This is a genomic window from Stenotrophomonas sp. BIGb0135, assembly GCF_024810105.1.
Taxonomy (GTDB): domain Bacteria; phylum Pseudomonadota; class Gammaproteobacteria; order Xanthomonadales; family Xanthomonadaceae; genus Stenotrophomonas; species Stenotrophomonas maltophilia_AB.
In genome coordinates this window covers 291320-316127 of sequence record NZ_JANUDX010000001.1, presented here as the reverse complement: position 1 = coordinate 316127, position 24808 = coordinate 291320, and the positions used below count along the sequence as shown (strand labels likewise).

Annotated in this window: 26 protein-coding genes; 8 read left to right on the top strand and 18 right to left on the bottom strand. The window is 69.2% G+C overall.

Going from position 1 to position 24808, the window contains the following annotated elements; genetic code table 11:
• Positions 1-65: 65 nt before the first annotated feature.
• The 10 genes from M2421_RS01385 to M2421_RS01340 all read right to left on the bottom strand — a co-directional run bounded on the left by M2421_RS01385 (position 66) and on the right by M2421_RS01340 (position 12020).
• Positions 66-1628 (bottom strand): thioredoxin family protein, encoded by a 1563-nt coding sequence (locus tag M2421_RS01385; protein ID WP_259202768.1) that lies wholly within the window; start codon positions 1626-1628, stop codon positions 66-68.
• Positions 1629-1744: 116 nt separating this feature from the next.
• Positions 1745-2380, bottom strand: a complete 636-nt coding sequence (locus M2421_RS01380) for a response regulator (protein WP_259202767.1) — start codon at positions 2378-2380, stop codon at positions 1745-1747.
• Positions 2373-3431 carry an ATP-binding protein gene (locus M2421_RS01375; RefSeq protein WP_259202765.1) on the bottom strand — a complete coding sequence of 353 codons (1059 nt, stop codon included), beginning with the start codon at positions 3429-3431 and terminating at the stop codon, positions 2373-2375. The genes M2421_RS01380 and M2421_RS01375 overlap by 8 nt, the downstream gene beginning before the upstream one ends.
• A gap of 82 nt (positions 3432-3513) precedes the next feature.
• Positions 3514-4251, bottom strand: coding sequence for an MgtC/SapB family protein (locus M2421_RS01370; RefSeq protein WP_259202764.1), 738 nt, complete (start codon positions 4249-4251; stop codon positions 3514-3516).
• A complete protein-coding gene (mgtA, locus tag M2421_RS01365; RefSeq protein ID WP_259202763.1) occupies positions 4251-7010 on the bottom strand; it encodes a magnesium-translocating P-type ATPase in 2760 nt (919 codons plus the stop codon). Before mgtA ends, M2421_RS01370 begins: the two co-directional genes overlap by 1 nt.
• A gap of 64 nt (positions 7011-7074) precedes the next feature.
• On the bottom strand, positions 7075-7374 hold the full coding sequence (locus M2421_RS01360) for a hypothetical protein (protein ID WP_259202762.1): 300 nt from the start codon (positions 7372-7374) through the stop codon (positions 7075-7077).
• Positions 7375-7672: 298 nt separating this feature from the next.
• Positions 7673-8275 carry a DUF2894 domain-containing protein gene (locus tag M2421_RS01355; protein WP_259202761.1) on the bottom strand — a complete coding sequence of 201 codons (603 nt, stop codon included), beginning with the start codon at positions 8273-8275 and terminating at the stop codon, positions 7673-7675.
• Entirely contained in the window at positions 8265-8912 is a 648-nt protein-coding gene (locus tag M2421_RS01350) for an OmpA family protein (RefSeq protein WP_259202760.1), read from the bottom strand. Before M2421_RS01350 ends, M2421_RS01355 begins: the two co-directional genes overlap by 11 nt.
• Positions 8909-11311, bottom strand: a complete 2403-nt coding sequence (locus M2421_RS01345) for a DUF802 domain-containing protein (protein ID WP_259202758.1) — start codon at positions 11309-11311, stop codon at positions 8909-8911. Before M2421_RS01345 ends, M2421_RS01350 begins: the two co-directional genes overlap by 4 nt.
• Before the next feature lie 10 nt (positions 11312-11321).
• Entirely contained in the window at positions 11322-12020 is a 699-nt protein-coding gene (locus M2421_RS01340) for a DUF3348 domain-containing protein (protein WP_259202757.1), read from the bottom strand.
• A 138-nt stretch (positions 12021-12158) separates the two neighbouring features.
• On the opposite strand from M2421_RS01340, the gene M2421_RS01335 reads away from it, so the two are divergent.
• Positions 12159-12866 (top strand): energy transducer TonB, encoded by a 708-nt coding sequence (locus M2421_RS01335; RefSeq protein ID WP_259202755.1) that lies wholly within the window; start codon positions 12159-12161, stop codon positions 12864-12866.
• Here the strand turns inward: M2421_RS01335 and M2421_RS01330 are convergent, their stop codons facing one another.
• The 3 genes from M2421_RS01330 to pip all read right to left on the bottom strand — a co-directional run bounded on the left by M2421_RS01330 (position 12867) and on the right by pip (position 15870).
• The gene (locus M2421_RS01330) at positions 12867-13475 is read right to left on the bottom strand and encodes a DNA-3-methyladenine glycosylase (protein WP_259202753.1); all 609 of its coding nucleotides are present in this window, start codon (positions 13473-13475) and stop codon (positions 12867-12869) included.
• A gap of 658 nt (positions 13476-14133) precedes the next feature.
• Entirely contained in the window at positions 14134-14802 is a 669-nt protein-coding gene (locus M2421_RS01325) for a hypothetical protein (RefSeq protein ID WP_259202751.1), read from the bottom strand.
• A 105-nt stretch (positions 14803-14907) separates the two neighbouring features.
• Entirely contained in the window at positions 14908-15870 is a 963-nt protein-coding gene (pip, locus tag M2421_RS01320; RefSeq protein ID WP_259202750.1) for a prolyl aminopeptidase, read from the bottom strand.
• A 236-nt stretch (positions 15871-16106) separates the two neighbouring features.
• On the opposite strand from pip, the gene M2421_RS01315 reads away from it, so the two are divergent.
• Positions 16107-16532: a hypothetical protein gene (locus tag M2421_RS01315; protein ID WP_259202748.1), complete on the top strand. Its 426-nt coding sequence runs from the start codon at positions 16107-16109 to the stop codon at positions 16530-16532.
• A gap of 46 nt (positions 16533-16578) precedes the next feature.
• A complete protein-coding gene (locus M2421_RS01310) occupies positions 16579-17055 on the top strand; it encodes a hypothetical protein (protein ID WP_259202746.1) in 477 nt (158 codons plus the stop codon).
• A 79-nt stretch (positions 17056-17134) separates the two neighbouring features.
• On the opposite strand, the gene M2421_RS01305 is transcribed toward M2421_RS01310, so the two are convergent.
• Positions 17135-17815, bottom strand: a complete 681-nt coding sequence (locus M2421_RS01305; protein ID WP_259202743.1) for a response regulator transcription factor — start codon at positions 17813-17815, stop codon at positions 17135-17137.
• Between the two features lie 435 nt (positions 17816-18250).
• Here M2421_RS01305 and M2421_RS01300 point away from each other — a divergent pair, with 435 nt between their 5' ends.
• Genes M2421_RS01300 through M2421_RS01290 form a run of 3 tightly spaced genes read left to right on the top strand, consistent with a single transcriptional unit; the run spans position 18251 to position 19858 of the window.
• On the top strand, positions 18251-18898 hold the full coding sequence (locus M2421_RS01300; protein WP_259202741.1) for a hypothetical protein: 648 nt from the start codon (positions 18251-18253) through the stop codon (positions 18896-18898).
• A 2-nt stretch (positions 18899-18900) separates the two neighbouring features.
• On the top strand, positions 18901-19446 hold the full coding sequence (locus tag M2421_RS01295) for a GTPase (RefSeq protein WP_259202738.1): 546 nt from the start codon (positions 18901-18903) through the stop codon (positions 19444-19446).
• Positions 19439-19858, top strand: coding sequence for a roadblock/LC7 domain-containing protein (locus M2421_RS01290; RefSeq protein WP_259202737.1), 420 nt, complete (start codon positions 19439-19441; stop codon positions 19856-19858). The genes M2421_RS01295 and M2421_RS01290 overlap by 8 nt, the downstream gene beginning before the upstream one ends.
• A 103-nt stretch (positions 19859-19961) precedes the next feature.
• On the opposite strand, the gene M2421_RS01285 is transcribed toward M2421_RS01290, so the two are convergent.
• From M2421_RS01285 to M2421_RS01270, 4 genes are all read right to left on the bottom strand, one after another.
• Positions 19962-20213: a hypothetical protein gene (locus M2421_RS01285; protein WP_259202734.1), complete on the bottom strand. Its 252-nt coding sequence runs from the start codon at positions 20211-20213 to the stop codon at positions 19962-19964.
• On the bottom strand, positions 20210-21559 hold the full coding sequence (locus M2421_RS01280; protein WP_259202732.1) for a TFIIB-type zinc ribbon-containing protein: 1350 nt from the start codon (positions 21557-21559) through the stop codon (positions 20210-20212). Before M2421_RS01280 ends, M2421_RS01285 begins: the two co-directional genes overlap by 4 nt.
• Before the next feature lie 21 nt (positions 21560-21580).
• Complete coding sequence (locus tag M2421_RS01275) at positions 21581-22729, bottom strand: SPFH domain-containing protein (RefSeq protein ID WP_259202731.1); 1149 nt, start codon at positions 22727-22729, stop codon at positions 21581-21583.
• Between the two features lie 122 nt (positions 22730-22851).
• Positions 22852-23130: a hypothetical protein gene (locus tag M2421_RS01270; RefSeq protein ID WP_259202729.1), complete on the bottom strand. Its 279-nt coding sequence runs from the start codon at positions 23128-23130 to the stop codon at positions 22852-22854.
• 221 nt (positions 23131-23351) lie between these two features.
• On the opposite strand from M2421_RS01270, the gene M2421_RS01265 reads away from it, so the two are divergent.
• A complete protein-coding gene (locus M2421_RS01265) occupies positions 23352-24047 on the top strand; it encodes a hypothetical protein (protein WP_259202728.1) in 696 nt (231 codons plus the stop codon).
• A gap of 121 nt (positions 24048-24168) precedes the next feature.
• A complete protein-coding gene (locus M2421_RS01260) occupies positions 24169-24717 on the top strand; it encodes a porin family protein (RefSeq protein ID WP_259202727.1) in 549 nt (182 codons plus the stop codon).
• Positions 24718-24808: the final 91 nt, after the last annotated feature.

The window sequence follows — 24808 nt, the reverse complement described above, 5'->3', positions numbered from 1 at the left end:
GCTGCGGTCTGCGCAGCCCTCGTTGTTCGGGGGAGCCGACCAACGGCCGGCACGACCTCGTGCCGTCAGCTTTTCAGCCAACGGTCGCAGGCCGCGCTGGCATCCGCACCCGGCGCAGCCTTCGCGCACGATTCCCCCATCCGCGCCTGCAGGCGGCCCAGCGTGTCCTGGCCGTGATGGGCGCGGCTCCAGGTCTGCAGCGTGCCCGCCAACCGCTCGAAGCGCTGGCGCGTGCGTTGGTGGTAGCCGGCCGGTTGCGCGTCCAGCTCCGCGATTACCTCCGCGGTCGCGTCTTCGATGGCCTTGGCATCGTCCGGACGCAGGCGCACCAGGCCTTCCACGTACAACACGCCCCATTGCACCCGGGTTGCCGGCCCCTGCGCGCCTGCGTACGCCTTGCGCAGCCACTCCAGCGCGGCGTCCTTGTCGCCACGCGCCTCGGCCAGTTCGGCCAGGTCCGGCATGTAGTAGTACGGGGTCTGGCTGCGATCCAGTTCGGCCAACAGCAGCGTTTCCGCCGCCGCATCGTCGCCGACCTCGCGCAGCACGTACACCGCGGTGCTGATCGTCGCCTGCCGCTCGTGCGGGGTCGTGGCCGCTGCGTCGGCCGCGGCAACCCGCTCATGCGCCTTCTCCACCAGTGCCGCCGGCACCGTTGCACCGGCATGCTGCTGCTTGTACAGGGCCAGCTCGGTGATCACGCTGGACAGCCGCGCATCGACGGCGTTGTCCTGGGTGGTGGCGTCGGCGCGCTCCAGCGCGGCCAGCAGCAGGCCGCCCAACGGCTCACGCTGCGCCGGCGTCGCGGCGGCGCGGGCCACCAGCGCCGGTCCCTGGTAGCCGAGCAGGTCGCGGTTGGCGCGCACCTCGGCCGGGGCGGCCAGTACGGTGGTGAGCAGTGCGCGGGCCTGTTCCCGCGCCTCCGGCGTCGGCGGCGTCGTGTCCTTGCCGCTGCTTTCCGCGCCGAGGGCAAGCAGGGCGAAGCGCCGCTGCAGCGCCGGTTCCGGTGCGGACGCGGCCAATTGCCGCAACAGCGCCGCCGGGTCGCGCTGCCCGGACAGGCGGTTGGCGTCCACTTCCCAGCCATAGTCGCCCAGGACGCGCCAGTCGTCCTCGGACACCCGCTGCGGCGACACCACCGCCACCCGCAGCACATCGGCCACCGCGGTGCGGCGACCGGCCGCCAGGGTGAGCGCGCGGGTCAGTTCGGCGCTGTCGTTGCCACCGGCCAGGCGGGTGATTTCGTGGCGCTGCGGATCCAGCACGATCAGCGTGGGATAGCCACGCACGCCGAACTGCTCGCCCAGGGCCTGCGCGCCTTCCTGGTCGCCGTCCAGGTACACCGGGATGTACTGGCGGGTCAGCGCGATGAAGCCCGGATCGCGGAACAGGGTCGCCTTGAGCTTGTTGCACGGCGGGCACCAGACCGCGCCCCAGTAAAGCAGCACCGGCTTGCCGGATTGCCGCGCGTCGGCGAAGGCGTCCTCGACATCGCCGTGGCGCCAGGCGATCGCCTCGGCGACCGGAGCCGCCGAGGCGGTGGCCACCGGACTGGCAGAGGGCGCCTGTTGGCACGCGGCGAGTGCGGCGCACAGGGTGAGCAGGGCAAAGGGCAAGGCAGCGCGCATCGGCAGGTTCCAGGAAGGGCACCGCGTCTGCGGCCATCCCGCATTCTAGGAAGCCGCCGCGGCCCGCAGCGCGGCCGGTTCATGCCCATTGCTCATCTGGCCACTACCGGTGGTGATCAGCCCCGCCCCAACCGGTCGTACATCCTGACCAGGTCCACCAGGGTGCGTGCCTGCATCTTGCGCATGACATTGGCCCGGCGCACCTTCACGGTGATCTCGCTGACCCCCAGTTCGCCGGCGATCTGCTTGTTGAGCCGCCCACGCACGACGCCATCGACCACCGCACGCTCGCCGGGATTGAGCAGTGCCCAGCGCTGTCGCAGTGCATCCACGGCCTCGTCGTCGCGCCGGCGCAGGCGATCGCGTTCGATACCGAGGTGGATCGCATCCAGCAGTTCCTGGTCACGGAACGGCTTGGTCAGGAACTCGATGGCGCCTTCCTTCATCGCGGCGACGCCCATCGCGATATCGCCGTGGCCGGTGATGAACACCACCGGCAAGGCCAGGCCATGGCTGGCCATCTGCCGGTGGAACTCCAGGCCGCTCTGGCCGGGCATGCGCACGTCCAGCACCAGGCAGGCCGGCGCGTCCTCGCGCGGGTGCTGCAGGAACGCGGCGATCGAGTCGAACGCGCGCACCTGCATTCCCATCGACGCCAACAGGTCCTCGAGTGCGGCACGCACCGAATGGTCGTCGTCGACCACGTAGACGATGGGGGCCGGCGCAGCGGCGGGGGCGAGGGGCTTAGCCATGCGCCGCCCCGTCATCGATCGGCAACTCGAACACGAAATGCGCGCCGCCGCCTTCGGCGGGTTCGGCCCGGATCTGGCCACCGTTGGCTTCCAGGATACTGCGGCTCAGGCTCAGGCCCAGCCCCAGGCCGCCGGACTTGGTGGTCCAGAAGGCATCGAACACGCGCTCCGGCGCCTCCAGCGGCAGGCCACTGCCATGGTCACGCACGCTCAAGGCGACACGCCCGCCATCCACGCGCAGGCTGCGCAGGGTCAGGCGTCGGGCCGCGGCCGGAATCCCGTCCATCGCGTCCACCGCGTTGAGGATCAGGTTGCCGATCACCTGTTGCACCTGTACGCGGTCGCCGAGCACCAGTGGCAGTTCGTCGTCGAACTGGGTGGTCACGATAACCGCGTGCTGTTCCAGCTCGCTGCGCGACAGTGCCAGCATTTCCAGCACCGCCTGGTTGAGATCGAAGCCGCGGCGCTCCGGGCTCGCCCCGCGGGTCAGCCCCCGGATCCGCGCGATCACGTCGCTGGCGCGGTGCGCATCGGCGAGGATGCGCGCCAGGGTCTGGCGTGCCTTGTCCACATTCGGCGGATCCTGCGCCAGCCAGCGCTGGCTGGCTTCGGCGCTGCTGGCGATGGCGGCCAGTGGCTGGTTCACTTCATGCGCGATCGAGGTGGTCAGCTCACCCACCGTGGACGCGCGCGCCACCCGCAGCAACCGCGCCTGGGCCTCCTGCACGGCCGCCTTGGCCGCCTCCATCTTCAACGACAGGTAGGTGGTGATGACGATCACCAGCATGCCGATCGCCGAGTTCACCAGGCCGATCCGGTAGGTACCGAAGCGGGTCAGGAAGAAGCTCACCCCGGTCAGCGCGACGCAGGCCGCCGCAAGCAGGACAAGCCCGCGTGGGTTGAGAATCCGCGACGCGGCAAGAATCACCGCGGCATAGAAGCATGCGGCTGCCACCGCATAGTCGGTGAGCGTATCGGCGGCGAAGATCGCCGCCATCACCAGGCCCAGCCCGAGCAGGGCCAGGGTACGTCGCGAAGGCGAAGCGGGCATCGGGACACCTCCCAGTGGTGCCGGTGGAGCGCCGCATGGTGCGGCGCGCGGAGCATAGCATCGGCGCGGTGCGCCGCTCGTGTCACTCGTCGAGGGTGGCATTCCAGAACGCCTGCAATACGCCGTCGGTGGCCGACAACGTGGCCATCACCGCGTCCAGTTCGTCGGCCGCCACCGCCGTCGCATACAGCACGGCCTCGATCTGCACCTCACGCTCGCCGAACGGACGCGGCTCCACCGCACGCACCGGGTAGTGCGCCTGCTCGAGCAGCAGCAGCAGCCGGTCCAGCACGTCGGCCTGGCGATCGCGCTCGCACACCACGGTGACCGCATACGTGGCCTCGCTGAACGCCTCCTCCAGCGGCTGCCGCTGGATGCGGTTTACCACCGGCCGCAGCAGCGTGTTGGCCGCCAGTACGAACAGCGCGGCCAGCAAGGCTTCCGGCAGCAGCTTGATCCCGGCACACGCCCCGACCGCCGCCGAACCCCACAGGGTAGCGGCGGTGTTCAACCCGGAGACCTGGGTGCCGTCCTTCATGATCACGCCGGCACCGAGGAAACCTACCCCGGAAATAACATAGGCCACCACATGCAGCGGCGAGGGCGGCCCGCCGTGCAGGGCGTGGTAGCGCACGGCCAGGTCGACGAACACCGCCGCGCCCACCGCGACCAGCGTGTTGGTGCGCAGCCCGGCGGTGCGCTGGCGCAGTTGCCGTTCCAGGCCGATCGCCGCGCCCAGCACGAAGGCGGTGGACAGGCTGATCAGGGTACTGATCGTGGCACCGGCGTTGAAGGCCGGCAGGTGCGGATTGAACTCCATCACTGCCACCCGTAACGGCGGATGTACACCTTCTTGAGCAGCGTGGTCAGGACCGCGTAGCCGAACAGGATCGCCACCAGGAACGGCCAGTAGCCCGCCGGCAGTGCCTGCAGCTTGAAATAGCCGGCCAACGGACTCATCGGCAGCAGCACGCCGATGGCCATGATCAGGCCGGTCATCAGCAGCAGCGGCGGGGCGGCGATGCTCTGCACGAACGGCACCTTGGGGGTGCGGATCATGTGCACGATCAGGGTCTGGGTGAGCAGGCCCACCACGAACCAGCCCGACTGGAACAGGCTCTGGTCGGCCACCGTGCGTGCGTCGAAGACGTACCACATCAGCGCAAAGCAGCTCAGGTCGAATATCGAGCTGATCGGGCCGAAGAACACCATGAAACGCCCGATATCGGCCGGGTTCCACTTCAACGGCTGGCGCACCAGTTCCTCATCCACGTTGTCGAACGGAATGGCGATCTGCGACACGTCGTACAGCAGGTTCTGCACCAGCAACTGCAGCGGCAGCATCGGCAGGAACGGCAGGAACGCCGACGCCACCAGCACGGAGAACACATTGCCGAAGTTGGAACTGGCGGTCATGCGGATGTACTTGAGCATGTTGCTGAAGGTGCGCCGGCCCTGGATCACGCCGTCCTCCAGCACCATCAGGTTCTTCTCCAGCAGGATGATGTCGGCGGCTTCCTTGGCGATATCCACCGCGCTGTCCACGCTGATGCCGATGTCCGCCGCGCGCAGCGCCGGGGCATCGTTGATGCCGTCGCCCAGGAAGCCCACCACCTTGCCGTGCGCACGCAATGCGCGCACCAGTCGTTCCTTGTGCAAGGGTGTGAGGCGGGCGAACACCCGATGTCGCAGCGCCGCCGCGCAGACCGCCGCCTCGTCCATGCGTTCCAGCTGCGGCCCGGTCACGATGGTCTCGGCCGGCAGCCCGACCTGGGCACACACCCGTGCGGTGACCAGTTCGTTGTCACCGGTGAACACCTTCACTTCCACCCCGTGTGCGGCCAATGCCTGCAACGCCTGCGCGGTGGATTCCTTGGGCGGGTCGAGGAAGGCCACATAGCCCAGCAACGTCAACGCGTGCTCGTCGGCCTTCGAGTACACCTGGCGGTCTGCCGGGGTCTCCTTCATCGCCACCGCCACCACGCGCAGCCCCTGCTCGTTGAGTTCCTCGGTGGTCTGGCGGACGCGCGCCAGGCGGGCCGCATCCAGGGGCAGGTCGCGACCGTCCTCGCGCACGTGGCTGCACACCGCCAGCATTTCCTCCACGGCACCTTTGCAGATCAGCTCATGGTGGTCCTCGCGCTCGGACACCACCACCGACATGCGGCGGCGCTCGAAGTCGAACGGAATCTCGTCCACCTTGCGGTAGTCCTGGGCCAGGCGCAGCTCGGTCTGCAGCTCGACGTGCTCCAGCACCGCGCGGTCGAGCAGGTTGGTCAGCCCGGTCTGGAAGTGGCTGTTGAGGTAGGCGAAGGCCAGCACGTCCTGCGAATCATTGCCGAACACATCGGTATGCCGCTCCAGCGCGATGCGGTCCTGGGTGAGCGTGCCGGTCTTGTCCGTGCACAGCACGTCCATCGCGCCGAAGTTCTGGATCGCATCCAACCGCTTGACGATCACCTTGCGCCGCGACAGCAGTACCGCGCCCTTGGCCAACGTGGAGGTGACGATCATCGGCAGCATTTCCGGGGTCAGCCCGACCGCCACCGACAGCGCGAACAGGAAGGCCTCCGGCCAGTCGCCCTTGGTCACGCCGTTGACCAGCAGCACGAACGGCACCATGACCAGCGCGAAACGGATCAGCAGCCAGCTCACACTGTTCACCCCGGCCTGGAAGGCCGTCGGCGCGCGCTCGCTGGCGGTGCTGCGCTGGGCGATGGTGCCGAAGCAGGTACGGTTGCCCGTGGCCAGGACCACGGCAGTGGCCGAGCCGGAGACCACGTTGGTGCCCATGAACAACAGGTTGGGCTGGTCCAGCAGGTGGGCCTGCTGCGGGTCGGGCTCGGCGAACTTCTCCAGCGGCAGCGACTCGCCCGTCATCGCCGCCTGTGCCACGAACAGATCCTTGGCGCCGAGCACGCGGCAGTCGGCGGGAATCATGTCGCCCGCCGACAGCACGATGTGGTCGCCGGGAACCAGCTCGCGGATCGGCAGCGAGCGCTGCTGCGCCGGGCGCCGGCTGTGCAGGTGCGCGCCAACGCAGGTGTCGGCCAGCTCGGCGACCTCGGTGCCGGGCGCACGCCGCAGCACCCGGGCATTGTTGCCGACCAGTGCCTTCAGGCGTTCGGCCGCCCGGTTGGAGCGGCCCTCCTGGACGAAGCGGATCAGCGTGGACAGGGCCACCATGGTGCCGATGACCACGGTGGCCTTGATGTCCTCGGTCAGCCAGGACACCGTCGCCAGCACGCTCAACAGCAGGTTGAACGGATTGCGATAGCACTGCCACAGGTGGCGCCACCACGGCAGCGGCTTTTCGTGATCGATCTCGTTGGGGCCGAGCCGCGCCAGCCGCTCACGCGCCTCGTCCGCGCTCAGTCCTTCCGGGTGCGCGTCCAGTCCGGCCAGCGCCGCCGCCAGCGGCGCGTGCGCCAGGCGCAGCAGGCCGGCACTGACATCGTCCGGCATCGCCGATGCCGCGCCGCGCCCCGCGCCGGCATCGGGCAGGGCACGGCGGCGGAACAGGCTCGCAGCACGACGGCTGCGCAGGAAGGCATCGAACCATGCATGCAGCAGGGTCATGGGCAAACTCCTCGAAAAGGCGGGCACTGCCGCGCACGCTCGGGCGCGGCAGCGCATGCAGGGTTCAGGCGTGCTGGGCGCAGGCGGTGACGAACGGGCTGGCAGGGCGCAGCGGGTGCGGGCTGCCTTGCGTGCACAGCGGCTGCATCGCCGCCCGCAGCGGGGCGGGCAGGTGCCGCAACACGCGGATGCGCTCGGTGATCGGCAACAGGCTCAGCGCATCGGCAATGACCCGCTCCGAGCCGAGCACCAGGGCGCGGGCGAACAGCGGCGCGCCGTGCGCCAGCAGTTGGCTGCGCAACGCAGCCACGTTGCGCTCACCGATCAGGCGGCGCTGGGTGATGTAGAGGATCTTGTAGTGCATCGGACAGCCTCCGGGCAGGCAACGCCCGGCCGGCCTGCCCGGACTCAGTCGCGCGCAGGCCGCCGGCCAGGCGCCGGGGTCGAACAGGGCAGGGGAGGAAGCAGCGGCGCGCGGCGCCCGGCAGGATCGGGATCCATGGGAACCTCCGGTGGCGGAAGAAGGGGAGCGGCGCGACGCAGTGCGCCAGGCCGGTGCGCGTATTGTCCGCAGGCGCAGCCCTCCGGCCTAGCGTCCCGTGGGTTCGTTCGGATATACGTTGGTATAGCGGCGGCACGCCGGCACCGGGTGGCGCGGCGGATCAGCCCTTGGGCGTGCGGCTGCGGCGTGGCTTGGGAATGCGGCCCACGTCCTTGGCCGGGGCCGCGTTGCGCGGCTGCAGCTGGTCCAGCCAGGACAGGTTGTCCAGGTAGGCCAGGAAGTGCTTCAGGTACTCCGGGCAGGTCTCGCCCATCAGCGTGATCGCCCGCTGCACCAGCACCGCCGAGTTCAGCGGGCCGCCATCACTGGGGGCGGCGGCCAGCGACTGGCGCACCTGGCCGCGACTGCGCACGGTGGCCCACAGCGTACGGAATTCCTCGATCGCCGGCAGCGCGGGGTACGCGCTGGCGGCATCGGTGGGCACTGCGCGTGCGGCCAACTCGGCGGCCAGCGCGGCCAGCGGCGCAGGCCGTGCGGCCGCGGGCATCGGCGCGCCCTTGCGGCCGCGCGGCAGCCGGTCGGCGTATTCGGCCACGCGCGCCGCCAGACGCTGCTCCAGCAGCTCCCGCGCCGGGCCCTGGTGTTGCAGGGCACGGGCCTGGAACGCATCCAGCATCGCCAGGCCCACCGGGTCGTGGCGGTGCGTCGGGTCCTCGCGCCACGCCGCGATCCGCGTGCGCGGGTCGACCGGCTTACGGGGCATCGGTGGCCACCGTGGCCTTCGGCCGCGGGATCGGAGCCATCTCCACGCGCCGGTTGCGGGCGCGTCCCTCTTCGTCGGCATTGCTGCCGACCGGTTGCTCGGCACCGAACGCCGCAGCGAACACGGCTGAGGACGGCACGCCCTCGGCGATCAACGCCCGGGTCACGGTCAGTGCCCGCTCGGCCGACAGCGCCCAGTTGTCGGCGAACTGCCGATTGCCCTCGCGCACCTGCCGGTCATCGGTGAAGCCGCTGACCATCAGGATCTCTTCCCGCGAGGACAGGTACTCGGCCAGCGGCGGCGCCAGGCTTTTGAGCAGCTCGCGCCCCTCGGGCTGGAGCTGGTCGGAGTTCAACGCGAACAACACGCTGCCGCGAATGCCGATGCGGCCATCCACCAGCGTCACCCGGCCGGCCGCCAGCGGTACCGCCAACGCCTGCTCCAGCGTCTTGCGCCGTGCGGCCTCGGCCTGGCGCTGCTTGACCTCATGGTCCAGCCGCGTGGACAGCTCCAGCTGCAGCGCCACCACGCCCACCAGGATCAGCACGAACGCGCCCAGCAGCACCGACATCAGGTCGCCGAATGCGGCCCAGATCGGCGCGCCGGATTCGCCGTCGACCTCGATTTCATCGCTCATGCGCCGGCGGCCTTGCCCGCGCCACGGCGGCTGCCCAACTGCTGCAGTTCGTCGATGATCTGCTTCTGCGAGAGCACGCTCAGGTCGATCACCTCGCGCGCCTGGGCCACGTAATAGGCCAGCTGCTCATCACTGCGCGCCAAGGAGGCATCCAGTGCGCCACCGATCTGCTCCAGGCGCTCGCCGAGGCCGGCGCTGGCGCTGCCGAACACCTGCATCGCATCGCCGAACGCGTCGGCCAGGCTCGCCACCTCGACTGCGCTGCCCGTCACCTGCGCGGCCACCGCGCCAAGCTTGTCGGTCTCGGCCGCCAAGTGCTCGGTAAAGCGGCTGCCCACGCGTTCCAGCAGGTCGGCCGAGGTAGTCACCAGCGCATCCACGGCCGTGCGCTGCTCGGTGGAGGCATGGTTGACCGCATCGAGCAGGGTTTCCAGCGTCGCCAGCAGGCGGCTGCGCTCGTCCAGCATGGCCGTGTCGCGCACCATGCTGTCCGACAGCTTCTGGCGCAGCTCGGCCACCACGTCGGCGGCCGCCTTCGGCGCTTCGGAGGCGACCTGCACCAGCCGCGAGATCTCGGCGATGGTCTCGCTGGCGTGGGCCTGGGTCTGCGCGCTGATGTCCTGCGCGGTCCGCGCCAACGCATCACAGATGTCCTGCTGGCGCTGCGCTACCGCGGCGCTGGTCTGCGTCCACTGCTGGCCGAGGGTGCCGGTGAGCGTGTCGAACGCTGCGCTCCAGCTGGCCAGGCGCTGCGCGTCACGTGATTCCAGGGCGTCCTGCAGGGCGTGCTGCGACTGTTGCATCGCCGCCACCAGCGCGGTGGCATGGGTATCGAAGCTCGCGGCAGCCGCCGACAGCGCCGCCTGGTTGCGCTCGGCCAGCAGGGCCGTGCTGGCCTCCTGCTGGGCGAGTGCGTCGCGCCACGCCGCGGCGTTGTGCGTGGCACTGTCCTGCAGGCGACTGGCGAGGGCATCGGCCAGGTCGGTGGCGCGGGTGTCGTGCTGCTCGGCAAAACGCTGCAGCGCGGCGTCGAGTGCGGCGACCAGGCCATCGTTGGCCTGCTGCTGCGCCTGCTGGGTGGCCGCCCAGCGGGCGGCGGTGGCGTCCAGGCGGCTGGCCAGCGCATCGGCCAGGCCGGTGGCGTGGCGGCCGTGCTGTTCGGTGAAGTCGGCCAGGCTGGCGCGCAGGTCGTCGGCCAGCGCCTGCTGGCGGTCCTGCTGGGCCAGCTGCGCGCTGCCCCAATGGCTCACGTTGGCGTCCATGCGCTCGGACAGCGCATCGAGCAGGCCGGCGGCGCGTGCGTCATGCCGGGTCGCCAGCTGCTCCAGCATGTCGTGCAGCGCGCTGCGCGACTGCTGCTCGGCCTGCTGCTGCGCGGCCAGTGCGTCGCGCCAGGTAGCGGCGTTGGCCAGCTGATTGGCCTCGAACCCGGCATGGACGCCGCTCAACTGCTGCTGCACGGCATCGCCGACGTGCTGCTGCAACGCGCGGGTGTCGCGGGTGATCGCCGCCAGGGTGTCCTGCAGGATCGGCTGCAGCGCCTCGCCCACCGCACGCGCACTCGCGGCCACGCTGTCTTTCAGCGCCAGCTCGACCGACGCGGCCAGTTGCGCATGGTCGGCATCGGCCTTGGCATGGAAGCGTGCCTGGCTCTCCAGCAGCTGCTGCTGGGCCTGGTGGCTGCGTTCCTCGATGGCCACGGTCATCGCATGCAGGCGTTCGACCAGCACCGGCATCAGCTCGGCCTGGGCCTGCGCCATGCGCAGCCCCTCGGCACGCTGCCAGTGGCTGGAATGCGCGGGCAACTGGCTGGCGATCTGCGCATCCAGCGCCTGCACCACCTGCAACCGCTCGCGGCGCACCAGCGCGGCCAGCAGGCCCAGCATCGCCGAGGTCGCCACGCCGGCGATCGACGTACCGAACGCGACCGCCAGGCCCTCGACCGGCGCGCCAAGCGAGCCGCGGATGGCCTGCAGGTCGGTCGCGCTCTCCAGCGCCAGCCCGGTCCCGCGCAGGGTGGCCATCATGCCCAGCAAGGTGCCGAGCATGCCCAGCAGCACCAGCAGCCCTACCAGGTAAGGGGTCAGCACCGGCGCCGGCAGCGCGACGCGCTCGCCTTCCACGCGCAGCCGCACCGCGTTGCGCAGCCCGGCCGGTACCCGCTGCAACCATGCGCCCAGGTCCGATGCGGCGGCCGAAGTGTCCGCGACGGCGCGGCCCAGCCCCAGCGTCGCCTGGCGATAGCGCAGCAGCTCCAGTGCACCGGCGCAGTAACAGGCCACGATCACCGCGGCCACCGCCGCGCCGACCGGATTGCTGCCCAGGTAACCGGCACCGATCCAGCACGCCGCCAGCAGGCCGGCAAGGAAGACAACAAAATAAAGACTCGTTCTGAACATGGCGTCCCAGTTATCGGGGGCGAAGCGCTGCAAGCAGGCCTTCGATCGGTTGAAAACGGACATCCAGTTCGGCCAGCAGCACGTCCTGCATATCCTTGTGGAAGCGCGCCAGCCAGCCCTCGTGGGCGGGTGCCGGCAGCGCCTGCGCGTTGTCGCTGTCGTCCGGCGCGGGCGAGGCCGCCGCGCGCAGACGTTCAAAATGCAGGCCCAGCAGCGTCGGTACCGTGCCCAGCAGCACCTGCTCGCGCGGGCTCAGGGTCTGCTCCATCACCGCGTCCACCTCGGCCAGGCGTGCCATCGGCGCCCCGGCATGACCCAGCATGTCGCGCAAGCGACCACGCAGGCGCCCGGTCGATGCCTGCATCGAGCGCTGCACGGCCATGCAATGCTGGCGGTGCGGGGCATAGTCGTCGCTGGCCGTGGCGCGCCGCCCCTCCGCGGCGGCGGTGATCGACGTCGCCAACACCGTGCGAACCCGCGCGCATTCGGCCTGCTCGGCGCTGTCGAACACCGGCGCGTCCTCGGCCAGTGCAGGCAGCCGCCCATCCAGCGCCCGCGACAGCGCCACCGCGCGGTTCCAGTCCACCCACTGGCTGAGGCGGTCGCTCATGTCCGGGCTGGCGGCAGGCAGGGGGCCATCGGCAAACCCCGCCAGCAGGCGGATGAAGGCCGGGCCGGGCACGGGCGGTCGGTAGGGGGCTTTCGCCATGATTCCGGCTAAAACGATGAATTTTACACCGGAATGACGATTTGCCTGTCTGAACGGCTCTGGCCCTCGGCCAGCGGCCTCGGCCCGGCACTCCCATTCAGTTACCATCGCTGCCGCCATCAGGGACGGAGCAGCGCCATGAAAAGACACACCCGGGGCCGGGCGATGGCCCTGTTGATCCTGGGCGGTTGGGCCACGCTGGCCAGCGCCGCAGAGCTGCCGACCGCCGACAGTCCGGAGGCCGTGCAGTGCCGGGCCGGCGAGGCGGCCGGCTGCGCTGCGCTGATCCGCGCGATCCGTGCCCAGCCCACCCACCTGCCAGCCACGCCCGAACAGGCGTGCGTCGCAGCCCTGCAGGACCGCCTGCTGGACCAGATCGATTGCCGGCGCGGGCACACCGATGGCTGCACCAGCGAACCCATGCCCGCGGCGAGCGATGCCTGCCCGGCGGGCCTGGAGCCTGCCGTGCGCGCGCAACTCGGGCTGGATGCCGGCGCCACGCTGCCGGTCGCGCCGTCGCTCGATGCCGCCTACTGGCGCAGCCACCTGCCGCGTTATCCGGCCGCCGCGTTCCGCGCCGGTATCGAGGGCGAGGCGGTGCTGCGGGTGGAGGTGTCCGCCGAAGGCCGCGCGATCGGCATGTCGGTGGCGTCAAGCTCGGGCAGCCGCGACCTCGACCGCGCCGCGATGGAAGCCCTGCGCACCCATCCCTTCGTGCCGGCCACGGCCAACGGGCGCGCGGTGATCGGGCGTACCCGGGTCAGCGTGCCGTTCGTGATCGGTGGCCGGCAGTGGGAGGCGGGCAGCATGCTCGACATGCGCTCGGTTGCCGCGCCTTCGCCCTGATCAGGCGCGGCCCCTGCCGCCCACGCGCCCGGACACATGCGTATGCCCCGGCACATGCCAGCGCCAGGGGAACGCCACCGCCTTGCTGATCCCGATCCGCGGCCCCACCGCCGGGTCGGGCGGCGGGGCGACGCCGTCGCAGACGATCCGCACGCCGCGATCGTTACGGACCAGGTCGGCGCCATCCAGCGCCTTGGTGATCCCCATCGCCTGCGACAACCGCCCCGGGCCGCTGGCCAGGTCGCGGTCACGACGTATCGCCGGCCGCGCGTCACGGATCAGGTCCAGCCCGTGCACCGGCTCCAACGCCCGCAGCAGCACGCCCCAGCCCTGGCCCACATCGCCACAGACCGCATTGCTGCCCCAGTGCATGCCGTAGCTGAAATACACATACAGGTGCCCGGCCTCGCCAAACATCGTCGCCGTGCGCGCGGTCATGCCGCGATACGAATGCGCCGCCGGGTCCTCGCTGCCGGCATAGGCTTCGACCTCGACGATCCGGCCGGCGCGACCGTCATCGCGCACCAGCAGCTTGTTCAACAGCGCCGGCGCCACCAGCGTGGGATGGCGCTGGTAGAACGCGCGGGGCAGGGGGGACCAATCGCTCACGCCATCTCCTTGATTGCGGTGCAGGACGCGTCGCACGCGCGTCGTTGCCTTCGCGCTGATCATGCCGCAGCGCACGTGGGCGCCGGATCAAGCGCCGTGACCGCGGCCGCGGCCGGTGCGCTACGATCATCGGCGCGGCGCGGCGCGACAGCGTGGCTGCCGGCGCCTGCGGGACGAAACGCGCGCGGCAACGCCCTGGTCCACGCTGCCGCCCGCCGCGCCGCCGATAGTTGCCTACGGGCTGCGGGCTGCTGGATGCGCTGCCGGTGATGGTCGGCTTGGTTCCGTTTTCGCTGGTATCGGGTACCCAGGCCAGCCAGAAGGGGCACAACACAGTCGATGTGCCCTCGATGACCGGCCTCGACGCGCCGGCGGTTCGGCGTTCCCCGCCATTGCGGTGTGGACGTTGCCGCTGCACGTCTTGCTTATCGTGGCCATGGCGATGCAGGTCAACAGCCCGCACGTGTTGATCAGGGTGTGGCTGGCGCCTGCCCACCGTGCTGCGTCGACCCTGCATTTCGTGGCCGAACGCTCGACCGACGCGATTGAACCGGCGATTACACTGCTGGCCGCCAGTCGGGTCTCGATGCTGCCTGCCGTCCTGATCGGCGTGCGCAGCGCAGCAGTGTTGCGCGCTCTGATGGCATGGACGCGCCGGCTACGGCTGCCAGTGCACGGCGGCCAACGCAGCGGCCAGCACCTTCGTCGCGGCGTCCTTGCTGAAGGGCGGCGTGCGCGGCGGGTCATAGACGTCCGGCCGGGTGCCGGCAATGATCAGGTCGATGGCATAACAGGCGCCGCCGTGCACGGCGCGGTAGCTGTCGGCGGACAGGTAATGGCTCATCGCCGCATCGCCCAGCGTGACATGGGCAAACGGCACGCCCCCGACCTCGACGGTATCGACCGGGCCCATCGCTTCATCGGGCGGCACCTGGCAGTCCTGGACATCGGGCGCGGCATCGCTGCGCCCCACCCGCATCTCCGCCGACGTGACCGCATTGGAGCCATCCAGCACCACCGCCACCAGCGGCGTGCCCACGCTGCCTGCCGCGGGATACAGCTTCCAGGCGTCCAGTGCCAGGTAACTGCGTTTGAAGTCACGCACGACATGGGTGCCGGGCACCTTGCGCACGGCGATCCCGCGGCCGGGTTCGGCGTACCCATCCGCGCCGGTAGCTGCGTCGGCATGCGCGGCGGCGGCGGCGGTGGCGGTGCCGGTGGCGGCCTTGGGCCCGGGCCCGGTCGTGCCCGCGGGGGTGGCGGTGCAGCCGCCGGTCATCGCCGCCAATGCGACGGCCAGCATGGAAATGCCAAGCAGGTGATTCATGAGGGGCGCGCGCTCCTTCCAGTCGCCTGGCAGCGTGCACCCGCGCAGGTTAAGCGCGCGCCACGCGCCCGTGCAGGCGAGCCATGCGAGTGCGGGTATCGGCGCCTACGCGGACGGCCCGGCGATCCGGTCCGCAAATGCATCGGTGGCCCGCACCAGCGCATCGGCGGTGGCCGGTTCGGTCGCCCCGTGCCCGGACAGCACCACCTCCAGCGTGGCTTCCGGCCACGCGCATGCCAGGTCCCACGCGCTACGGGCCGGGCAGATGATGTCGTAGCGCCCCTGCACGATCACCCCGGGCAGGTGCCGGATCCGATCGATGCCACGCAGGAGCTGCCCGTGCGCCAGGAACGCGTTATGGCGGAAGTAGTGCGCCTCGATCCGCGCCTTGGCCAGCGTATCCAGCGGGTCGGCGGTCGATACCGCATCGACGTTGTGCACCAGGGTGGCGGCGTGGTCCTCCCAGCCCAGCCAGGCCTGTGCTGCCGCGATCCGGGTGGCCAGGTCATCGCTGTCCAGGCGTTGCCAGTAGGCGGCGATCATCGCCCCGCGTTCGGCCTCGGGGATATGCGCCTCGTAGCGCGCCCAGCGTTCCGGGAACACCCAGCGGGCGCCACCATCGGCCTCGTTGAACCAGCGATTCTCTTCCGCCCGTCCCAGGTACACACCGCGCACGATCACGCCGGTGGCACGCTGCGGATGCGCCTGCGCATAGGCCAGTGCGAGCGTGGACCCCCACGAGCCGCCAAAGACCAGCCAGCCCTCGATGCCCAGGTGCGCGCGCACCGTCTCGATGTCCGCCACCAGGTGCGCGGTGGTGTTGTCGCGCAGCTCGCCAAAGGGCGTGGAGCGGCCACTGCCGCGCTGGTCGATCAGCACGATGCGGTAGCGGGCCGGATCGAAGAAGCGCCGATGGGTAGGCGAGACGCCGGCACCCGGACCGCCGTGCAGGAACACCACCGGAATGCCGTCTGGCCGGCCACATTCCTCGACGTGCAGCGTATGCAGGCCATCGACGGCCAGTGCGAACTCGCGATAGGGAGCGATCGCCGGGTAAAGCGTGCGCATGCGACGTTCCTCGAAAGGGGGCAGGGCAGCATAGCGATCCCCACCGAAGCGGTCATCCCGCCGCCAGGTCGTCCACCGCCGCCGGGGCGCCAGATCGAGTAGGAGTATCCCTACCCGAACATCCAATCAATCCCGATAGGCGCCCATCGATCACGTACCTAGACTCACCAAGATAACCATTTAGACCGTGGGCGTGCTGCAGCACCAGCATCCCACCAGGACGGGGAGTCTTGCCGATGAACGCTTTGTCATTCACGCCACGCGTCATGGCCTGCGCACTGCTGTGCCTCGGCCTGGCCGGCACGTCGAGCGCGGAGGGCACGCTCAGCGCCGACGCCAAGGCGCGCGCCGACGCATGGATCGGCCGCGACGCGTCCGAACTGCTGGTGCAGCTGCGCGTTGACGGTGGCCGCCTCGAGATCGACGAAGACGATACCTCGATGGAAACCTACTACACCTCCAACACCAAGAAGCCCGGCTGGACCGAAAACGTCTACGGCTCGGTGGGTGACCTCCGATACATCGACCACCAGGTCAAACACCCTCCCGAACACCGCTGCGACATCACCTACGTCGCCGACCGCGACGGCATCATCCGCCGCTGGGAGCATGACGGCCCCCAGTGCGACACCGACATCGTCGGGCCCAAGCCGCGGCGCTGACCGCGCACGTCGTTCGGCCCCACACACACTCAAGGAGATTCGCCCCATGCAGAACGTTTTCCGCGTGCCCATGCGCGCCGTCCTGGCCGCGTTGCTGGTTTCAGCCACGATGGCCGCACCGGCATGGGCCAAGCAGCGGCCTGGCGTGATCGAGGAGATGCAGCCCATCCAGAACCGTGGCGAGGACACCTCCAAGCGCACGCGATTCGGGCGCGCCGTGGGCCAGAACCTGGGCATGCTCGGCGGCCTCGCGGCGGCCACGGGGCTGTCGAACGCCGGCCACGCTGAGGCCGGGGTGATCGCGGTGCCGGTCGCGGCCGCCGGCGGCTCCAAGGTGGGCGGCGTGGTGGGCGAGAAGATCGCCGGCGAAGGCCCGGCCACGCGTTACATGGTCAAGGTGCGCCTGGATGGGGGCCGCGTGCTGAGCACGACCCAGTTGCGCGAGAACGTCTCGGGCCTGTCCGTCGGCAGCCGGGTGATCGTCGATGGCAACGGTGACGAGGCACGCATCACCGCCGAATAACGCGTGGTGACCGGGGCGCCGCCGGGTGTGGCGCCCCGGGAGTGCCCGCGCGCGCAGTCCGGCGCGGCCGAGGCAGGCGTCAGGCCGCCGTATGCAGGCGGGCGTGCGGGGCCAAGGATGGCGACATGGACAGGCCATGCTCGCTGGCGAACGCATACAGCTCCGACTCGGCGCGCAGGCCAAGCTTGTTCATTGCTGAGATCCGCTGCCGGCTGATCGTACTGATGCTGCGATCCAGGCGCGTGGCGATCTGGGTGATGCTCAGCCCCGAGGAGTACAACCGCAGCACTTCCAGTTCCTTCGGCGACAGGCATGCGCACAGCGACCCGACATGCTCCTCGTCGGCGCACAGCTGCGACCGCAACCCACTGCTGATGTACAGCGCACCGGCGAGCACTTCGTCGATCGCCCGCGGGATGTCCTGCACCGAAGACACTTTGTCGATCACCGCGCGCACGCCGTTCTTCAACGCCATGCGCAGCGTGGGCACGTTCGACACCATGGTCATCAGTACCACGGGCAGCGCCGTATACCGACGCCGGATCATGGCCAGCATGGCCTGGCCGTCGGGCGACGATCCGCCGGGCATCGAAAAGTCCGTCATCAGCACGTCGCAAGGGGCGCGTTCGAGCGCGCCCAGCAGCTCGTCCGGGGTGGCGGCCTCGGCCACCACGCGATAGCGCCCCGCACTTTCCAGCAGGGCGCGGGCTCCCATGCGCACGACGGGATGGTCGTCAGCGATGATGACGCGAATGGTCACGGTGCAACTCCTTGCGGGCGAACAGGGGAAACGACGCGGGCACGTTGCCGCACGCCTGCAGGTGCGCTTCCGGCTGCACCGAACCTCGTTCTGAGCCGAAATTCTCGGCAATTCAATATTTGTTGTATATACAAATAGTGCGAAAGGCGAGCTGCACCGTTCGCAGTGATGCACAGTAGCGCCGCACCGCTGCAAATCATTGCAAAACGCCGGCGCCGGGTGCGTTTTCGCACTTCTTGCATCGCCAGCGCAGGGCACCGGATGGTCTTCTAGGCCTCGTCGCAACGTGACCGCCCTGCGGCGCCTGCCACGCCTCCGCTCAAACACGAAGCCCCCCATGATGTTGTCCGTTTCATCGACCGCGGCCGCGACAAGGCGCGCGACATGAGCCGCTGCCGCCCCGCGCCGTTCGATGCATGCACGGCACTGCCTTCAATGGCGATGGTGCCGCCCCCCTTCGTGGAGGACCTGCGCCGCCGCCTGACGGGCGAGCGCCGCCAGCACGGGCCGGTGCACTGCGTCGCCATCATCTGCAACGGCAAGCTGCTGGGCTGGCTGGACACAGAGCAGAGCCAGGCGGTGCTGGCCGAGCCCTCCGCGGTGTCGCTGGCAATGCTCCAGGCGGCCCTGGTGGATGCGGTGCCGCGCCTGGAGTTGCTCCCCATCGCGCGGGCGTTGTTCGACGTGCAGGCGCGGCGGGCGCGGCCGGTGGCGTTGCGCCCGCTGCTCTGGCAGGTGGGCCTGGGCGCCTGCGCGGACCACGCGCCGTTGCCGCCGCTGCGCCGGGACAGCTGCGTGAAGCTGGGGCGCTGGCCAGACTTCCGCGTCCTGGCCCACCGCCATGACGATTTCCGCATCTGCGCGCTGCTGATCCAGCATGCACTCGACGTGGATGCCTGCAGTTCGATCCTGGGCGTGCCTCGCGAGGAGGTCCAGGCCTTTTTCAATGCCGCCTATCTGAGTGGCTATGCGCACACCGACACGGACCCGGCAGCGAGGCTGACGGCAGCCCCGGCGGCGCGGGCCGGCGGGAATGCGCTGGCCCGGATGTGGCGCGATGTGCGCAACCGCTGGAGTCGATGAAAATGCGTGAATACAAGATCGTGGTGCTGGGTGAAATGGGCGCGGGCAAGTCGACGCTGGTCCAGGCCCTGGCGCAGGGCAGGGCGGTCTCGACCGAGGTGCGCAATACCGACCCGAGCGCCGCCAAGCCGTTCACCACGGTGGCCCTGGACTACGGCGACATCGACCTGCCCGGCGGTGACCGCCTGCGCCTGTACGGCACGCCCGGCCAGATCCGGTTCGACTTCCTGTGGCCGATCCTGCTGGAAGGCGCGAGCGGTGCGATCGTGCTGGTCAACGCCGATGCGGGGCCACCGGACCAGCAGATAAGGCCGTACCTGGACGCGGTCGACCGCCATCCCGCGCCGCTGCCGGTGGTGATGGGGATTACCCGGATGGATGACGCCAGCCCGACCCGACGCGCGGCCTGCGAACAATGGCTGGAACGCGATGAGGGACAGCTGCCCATCGTGATGGTGGATCCGCGCGATCCGATGCAGGTTCTTACCGTAATGGATGTATTGATGAGCCAGATTGAATGCCAAGCCCTGGTGGCCTGCCATGAGTGACGCCTCCCCCATGGCGGCGATCGCCCCGGTGCGTGCGCAGGTCGACGCACACCTGAGCACCCTCGTGCACGACGTGGACGGGCTGATGGGCGTGGTGGTCGCCAGCCTGGATGGCTTCGCCCTTGCACAGGTCGGGCGCGAAGAAGAAACCGTCAGCCGCCTGGCCGCGATGACCAGCTCGATGCTGGCCCTGGCCGAGGCGCTCGGCCGCGAACTGGCGATCGGCTCGCTCGGCGCGCTGATCCTCGAAGCCTCGCACGGCAAAGTGCTCATGCTGACCATCCCGGTGCAGCCGCCGCAACTGTTGATGGCCGCATGCGACCAGACCAGCGCGATGGGGCAGGTGCTGTGGCACGCCAAGCAGTGCGTACGCCGGCTCGCCGCCACGCTCCCGAGCGACGCCGCGCATTGATGTAACAGCGCTGGCGCCATCCCGGCGCCCGTGAATCATGGGGACGCCGTGCCCGCCCGGGGAAGGGGCGGGCACGGCACTTTCGTGCCCGCAACCCGGGCGCTCAGCTGCTGTCGCGCATTACCCGGTTGCGGTAGGCACGCACGTTGTCGCCGCGGATGCGGGTCTCCTGCGTGCCCGTCACCGTGTCCACCAGGCGGTCCGAGCCGGTCACCGGCTTGGCCTCCACCTCGGTCTCGCGCTCGAATGCGTGGGACTTGTCGGTATTGCGGTAGTAGCGGTACAGCGCCCAGTACAGCGCCGTCGCGCCGGCCGGACCTGCGGCCAGCAACCAGAGCCCACTGTCATCACTCATGAGGAAGCCACCAGGAAGAAAAGGACGAGCGCTTCGATGATCGTGCCCGTGGTGAGCGCGGCGAGCAGCAGCTTCCACTGCTGCACCGGCACGCTGCCCATGGTTTCGCCGGTACGCCCGTTCACCGCGATGTAGTGCAGCATGCCGCCGTTGCTGCCCGGCTGGTGGTAGGAATACAGCCATACCGGCAGGTACATCGACACCCAGCGCGTGCCGTGCACGTCCAGCCGTTCCTGCTCCCAGCGCACGCCCCGGTCGTAGCGCCGCACCGAGCCCTCGACCTGGGCACGGGCGATGGACAGCAACTGGTCTTCCAGCCGTGGGCGCAGCTTCTCCACGTCCAGGTTGCGCTTTTCCGTGGTGAACCCCATCAGGTAGGACGCATTCCACTTCAGCGCATTCTTGGTATCGAACGGCAGGATGGTGTTGATGATGTTGTTGGTGTTGGTGCGCGTGTCGAGGTTGCCGCGCTCGGCCGATGACTCCAGCGGCAGGTCGTCCACGGTGAAGTCCACCTGGCGCTCCACCTGGTACACATTGGCATCGTAGTACGTCTTGCGATTCTTCTCGGTGCCGCGGGTGTACTCCCGCGTCTTGATCTCGCCCTTGCCGGCCACCGCGGCGCTCACGTTGCTGTCCACGATCATGTAGGGCAGGTACACGCCGATCACGTTTTCCGGAGTGAACTCCTGCTTGAACGCCTTCAAGGCGAACAGGCGACGCTTGTCCACGAACTGCCGGATGCGGGCCACCGCATCGGTCTTGCTGATCCGGAAGGGCAGCACCGCATCGGGCACCGCTCCGTTGGCCACCTGCTCGTTGACGCCGAACACGTGCCGGCACCAGTGGCAGCGGGCGGTCATCGTGCTCTCGGTGTTGATGGTCACCTCGGCACCGCAGCCGGTGCACTTGAAACTCATCAGGCTGGCGGTGTCGGCCTCGATATCTCGCGCACCGGAGGCAATGACGGTGCCCCGCAGCTGGTCGATGCCGTCACCCAGCCCGAATTCCTGCTCCACCAGCGCACCATGCCATTCATTGCGGCAGAACTGGCAGACCAGCACGTCCGTGCCGATCCGGAGCCGGACATCGCTCGAGCCACACTTCGGACAGCGATTGACGCCGTCCTTGAGTTCCTCGGCGGCGGTATCGAGGGCGACCGGGTCCGGCGCCAGCAGTTCGTCACGAATCGGCGGGGGCAGGGTGGTCGGGTCGACCGGGAAGGTGCCCGGCAACGGCGGCACCTCCCGTGGCGAGCCCGGGCCGCTCACGGGCGAGGGCGGCGCAGGCGGCAACGGGGGCGGCGCCGACGACGGCAGCGGCGGCGGAATTCTGGAATCGGACATGGTCTACGCGCGTCCTGGGCCTTACAGGCCCAGCGCCTTGGCTTTGAGCGTGTCGTAGTCGTCCTGGGTGATCAGGCCCAGATCCAGCATCTCCTTGGCCTTCTTCAACTTGGCCACCGGGTCATCCGCGGCCGGGGCCGCAGGCGTGGCCGGCTGCTGCAGGGCGCCGGCGCCGAACATGCCCGACGCCATGCCCACGCCCACCAACCCGGCCGCACCACCGTTCTCGCCGGCAGACTGGATGCCCTGGGCGACACTGGCCTGCAGGTTCGAGTTGCCGCGCGAACCGGCCAGCGCATCGGCACGCTGCACGGTCTTGAGCAGTTCGCGGGTGTTGGCGTCGTACTCGATCGACACGATCGCCGTCTTGACGATGGCCAGGCCGCGGTCGGACTTCCACTGGTAGCCCTGTTCGACGGCGGCCGACAGGCTCTGCGCGAAGCCGAGCGAGTCCTGCTGCAGCTTGGTGATGCGGTTGCCCTTGCCCGGGTCGTTGGTATACAGGCTGAAGGCCGGCGCGAGCGAGCCCACCACTTCATTGAACAACTGGCTGGCTGCCGCGTTGTCCAGATCGGTGAAGTCGAACACCTGGCCCGGCTGCAGGTAGCTGGCCGGCACGAAATTCTTCACGAACAGGATCGGATCGACGATCTTCAGCGTGTACGAACCGCGCGTCAGCGCGCCGACCTGCGTGCCCAGGAAACCGTCGTCCCAGTAGATCTCCGACTGGGTGCCGAAACGGTTGTCCGGCAGTTCCTTGAGCGACACAAAGAACGCCGCCTGCTGCGAGCCCGGCTGGCCGCCGAACTTGAAGCGCTCCCAGCTCTGCTTGATCAACGGCCCGACCAGCCCATCGCCAGCGAAGATCGACTGCGAGTTGGCATCGTCCGAACGCCATTCATAGCCACCCGGCTCGGCGACGAAGCCGGTGATCGCCCCGTCCTGGAACAGCAGCAGGCCGTAGCCCTCCGGCACGACGATCTTCGACCCATTGCTGATGATGTTCGAGGACGCACTGGTGTTGGAGCCGCGCCCGGCATTGGTGCCGCGCGGGACGGCGGCGAAGAGGGCCGCCGTGGACGGCAGGCCCGTCGGCACGGTGAAGAAATCCTTCCACTGGTCGGCCAGAACACCACCGACTGCACCTTTCACCGCCTGTACCAGACCCATGACCAACTCCCTGTAATACGTGGACGGGCAGGGTGCCCGTCATGCCGGCCGACTATATCAGCAGCAGGGCAGGGGCGATCAGGGGCGCCGTCGCGACGAACCGGGCGCGAAGGCCGCCCCGATCAGCCCGGAAGATCGCATTGCATCCTGCCGTCCACGTAGTACGGCTTGGGCACGCCCGGGTTCGCGCTGGTCTTCTCGAAGACGACCTCGAATGAGTCGGTGATCGCCGTGCCCTTGCGCTCGGCGCAGGCGTCCTGCAGCTTCTTTTTCACCGCGGCAAGGCCCGCATCACGGGTGGCGCCATCGGCGCTGTTGGTCAGGTTGACCGTATCGGCCAAGGCGCTGTTGCTCAGGCCGAACAGGCAGCCTGCGAGGATGACGGCATTGAGGTTTTTCATGATGCTCCTTGAGTGGTTCGACCAGGTCCAACGCGCCGCATCCGCCTCCCTGCGCGAACACCGCGGTGGGCGGCAGCGGCTGCCCGCAGGATAGGCAAGGCCGGTTAAGGCGCAGTGTTGATCGCGGCGCGCTGGCAGCGTCCTGCCGGTAAGATGGTGCGCCGGCGGGTCTGCAACCCACTGGGCAGGGCGGGTGTCCATCGACAGGAGGATGAGCCGCAATGGATATGCAGGTAGTTCCGGAACCCGGGCTGTCCTTCTCGTGGCTGTACAGGCAAGTGCAGCAGTACAACGAGCAGAGCATCCATCCCAAGGCCTCTCGGCTGGAGCGCTGGGCGCTCGGGACAGGGGTCGCCGCCACTGCGGCAGGACTGACCACAGGGATGCTGCCCGTCAGCGTGCTGCCGCTGTCGTGGGCGCTGATGGTTCTCACCGCCTGCCTGGCCATCGAAGTCTCCGGCTTCACTCTTTTCCTGTTCCTGATGCTCAAGAGAGAAGGAGGCCAATACCTCCGCCCGCGGCTCTCGCATGCGGCCGAAATGGACGCCAACTTCGCCTATTGGACGCATCTGGTGAAGCAGCTCAGCGCGTTCCCCGCCGCTGAGCGGGAAGAGCGACTTCGGTTCGTCCTTGCGCTTCAGAAGACCATGACCGACCGCATGGGACTGATGTACGGCGGGCTGCAGAAGCTGGGTCCGTTTCCCGTACTGGTTGCGCTGTACCTTCAATTCCGGACGTGGACGCCGGGCGATTGGGCCGGCGGGTTCGACGTCAACCCGGTCCTGGGGCTTCTCATCTTTTCGATGGTGCTGCTGTATGCACTCGGCTGGGTCCTGGTCGGCACGCGCACCCGGCTGGACGTCTATTCAGCGCTTCTGGACGCCTCGCTCAAGGACGCGCCTGCGACGTCGCCCTGATCGCGTATGCGACGTTGGCACACATCCGAGCGCGCTCTCACTTAACGCAATTGACACAAACATGAACAGGAGGCAGAGTGGCGCCGCCCAGAGGGGCAACCCACTTTTTGGAAGGATCTGAATGAACAAGTACGTGACCCTGGTCGCCGCGATCGCGCTGGCCACCCTGTCCACCGACGCCATGGCCGGCCAGGCATTCCTCCGCGCCGAGCTGGGCAGCAGCGATACCGAAGTGCGCTATGACGGGTTCCGCGGCAGCGAGTCCGACACCTCCGGCGTGGTCGGCGGCGGCTACTGGTTCACCCCGAACATCGGTGTCGAAGGCCATGTCGGTTCGCTGTACAACAAGGACCTCGGCTACGACGAGGAGCTGGACCTGGTCTCGATCGGCGTGGGCGTGGTGGCGAAGAAGAACTTCGGCGCCGACAACACCGGCTTCTTCATCGGTGCACGTGCGGGCGTCGCGCGCATGACCGCGCAGGTCCGCGAGGACACCTTCGACGTGGTCGATGACGAAAGCTCGACCAAGCCCTACTACGGGGTCAATGTGGGGTACGACTTCAACCGCCGCTGGGGCCTGAGCCTCAATTACGACCGCCGCAAGGGCGAGTTCAGCGGCGTGGACGTCGAGGTGGAGACGGTCAGCGTGGGCGGCGAATTCCGCTTCTGATCGTCGCGCCCCGCGTGACCCGATGACGGCAGGCCGGTGCTACGGCCTGCCGTTTTTGTGTGGCTCGCCAGCGCCGCGTGACACCCGTCCT

Excerpts from the sequence above, each read along its gene's own strand:
- M2421_RS01385 (WP_259202768.1), bottom strand. The coding sequence starts at position 1,628 with ATGCGCGCTGCCTTGCCCTTTGCCCTGCTCACCCTGTGCGCCGCACTC.
- M2421_RS01380 (WP_259202767.1), bottom strand. The coding sequence starts at position 2,380 with ATGGCTAAGCCCCTCGCCCCCGCCGCTGCGCCGGCCCCCATCGTCTAC.
- M2421_RS01375 (WP_259202765.1), bottom strand. The coding sequence starts at position 3,431 with ATGCCCGCTTCGCCTTCGCGACGTACCCTGGCCCTGCTCGGGCTGGGC.
- M2421_RS01370 (WP_259202764.1), bottom strand. The coding sequence starts at position 4,251 with ATGGAGTTCAATCCGCACCTGCCGGCCTTCAACGCCGGTGCCACGATC.
- mgtA (WP_259202763.1), bottom strand. The coding sequence starts at position 7,010 with ATGACCCTGCTGCATGCATGGTTCGATGCCTTCCTGCGCAGCCGTCGT.
- M2421_RS01360 (WP_259202762.1), bottom strand. The coding sequence starts at position 7,374 with ATGCACTACAAGATCCTCTACATCACCCAGCGCCGCCTGATCGGTGAG.
- M2421_RS01355 (WP_259202761.1), bottom strand. The coding sequence starts at position 8,275 with ATGCCCCGTAAGCCGGTCGACCCGCGCACGCGGATCGCGGCGTGGCGC.
- M2421_RS01350 (WP_259202760.1), bottom strand. The coding sequence starts at position 8,912 with ATGAGCGATGAAATCGAGGTCGACGGCGAATCCGGCGCGCCGATCTGG.
- M2421_RS01345 (WP_259202758.1), bottom strand. The coding sequence starts at position 11,311 with ATGTTCAGAACGAGTCTTTATTTTGTTGTCTTCCTTGCCGGCCTGCTG.
- M2421_RS01340 (WP_259202757.1), bottom strand. The coding sequence starts at position 12,020 with ATGGCGAAAGCCCCCTACCGACCGCCCGTGCCCGGCCCGGCCTTCATC.
- M2421_RS01335 (WP_259202755.1), top strand. The coding sequence starts at position 12,159 with ATGAAAAGACACACCCGGGGCCGGGCGATGGCCCTGTTGATCCTGGGC.
- M2421_RS01325 (WP_259202751.1), bottom strand. The coding sequence starts at position 14,802 with ATGAATCACCTGCTTGGCATTTCCATGCTGGCCGTCGCATTGGCGGCG.
- pip (WP_259202750.1), bottom strand. The coding sequence starts at position 15,870 with ATGCGCACGCTTTACCCGGCGATCGCTCCCTATCGCGAGTTCGCACTG.
- M2421_RS01315 (WP_259202748.1), top strand. The coding sequence starts at position 16,107 with ATGAACGCTTTGTCATTCACGCCACGCGTCATGGCCTGCGCACTGCTG.
- M2421_RS01310 (WP_259202746.1), top strand. The coding sequence starts at position 16,579 with ATGCAGAACGTTTTCCGCGTGCCCATGCGCGCCGTCCTGGCCGCGTTG.
- M2421_RS01300 (WP_259202741.1), top strand. The coding sequence starts at position 18,251 with ATGGCGATGGTGCCGCCCCCCTTCGTGGAGGACCTGCGCCGCCGCCTG.
- M2421_RS01295 (WP_259202738.1), top strand. The coding sequence starts at position 18,901 with ATGCGTGAATACAAGATCGTGGTGCTGGGTGAAATGGGCGCGGGCAAG.
- M2421_RS01290 (WP_259202737.1), top strand. The coding sequence starts at position 19,439 with ATGAGTGACGCCTCCCCCATGGCGGCGATCGCCCCGGTGCGTGCGCAG.
- M2421_RS01285 (WP_259202734.1), bottom strand. The coding sequence starts at position 20,213 with ATGAGTGATGACAGTGGGCTCTGGTTGCTGGCCGCAGGTCCGGCCGGC.
- M2421_RS01280 (WP_259202732.1), bottom strand. The coding sequence starts at position 21,559 with ATGTCCGATTCCAGAATTCCGCCGCCGCTGCCGTCGTCGGCGCCGCCC.
- M2421_RS01275 (WP_259202731.1), bottom strand. The coding sequence starts at position 22,729 with ATGGGTCTGGTACAGGCGGTGAAAGGTGCAGTCGGTGGTGTTCTGGCC.
- M2421_RS01270 (WP_259202729.1), bottom strand. The coding sequence starts at position 23,130 with ATGAAAAACCTCAATGCCGTCATCCTCGCAGGCTGCCTGTTCGGCCTG.
- M2421_RS01265 (WP_259202728.1), top strand. The coding sequence starts at position 23,352 with ATGGATATGCAGGTAGTTCCGGAACCCGGGCTGTCCTTCTCGTGGCTG.
- M2421_RS01260 (WP_259202727.1), top strand. The coding sequence starts at position 24,169 with ATGAACAAGTACGTGACCCTGGTCGCCGCGATCGCGCTGGCCACCCTG.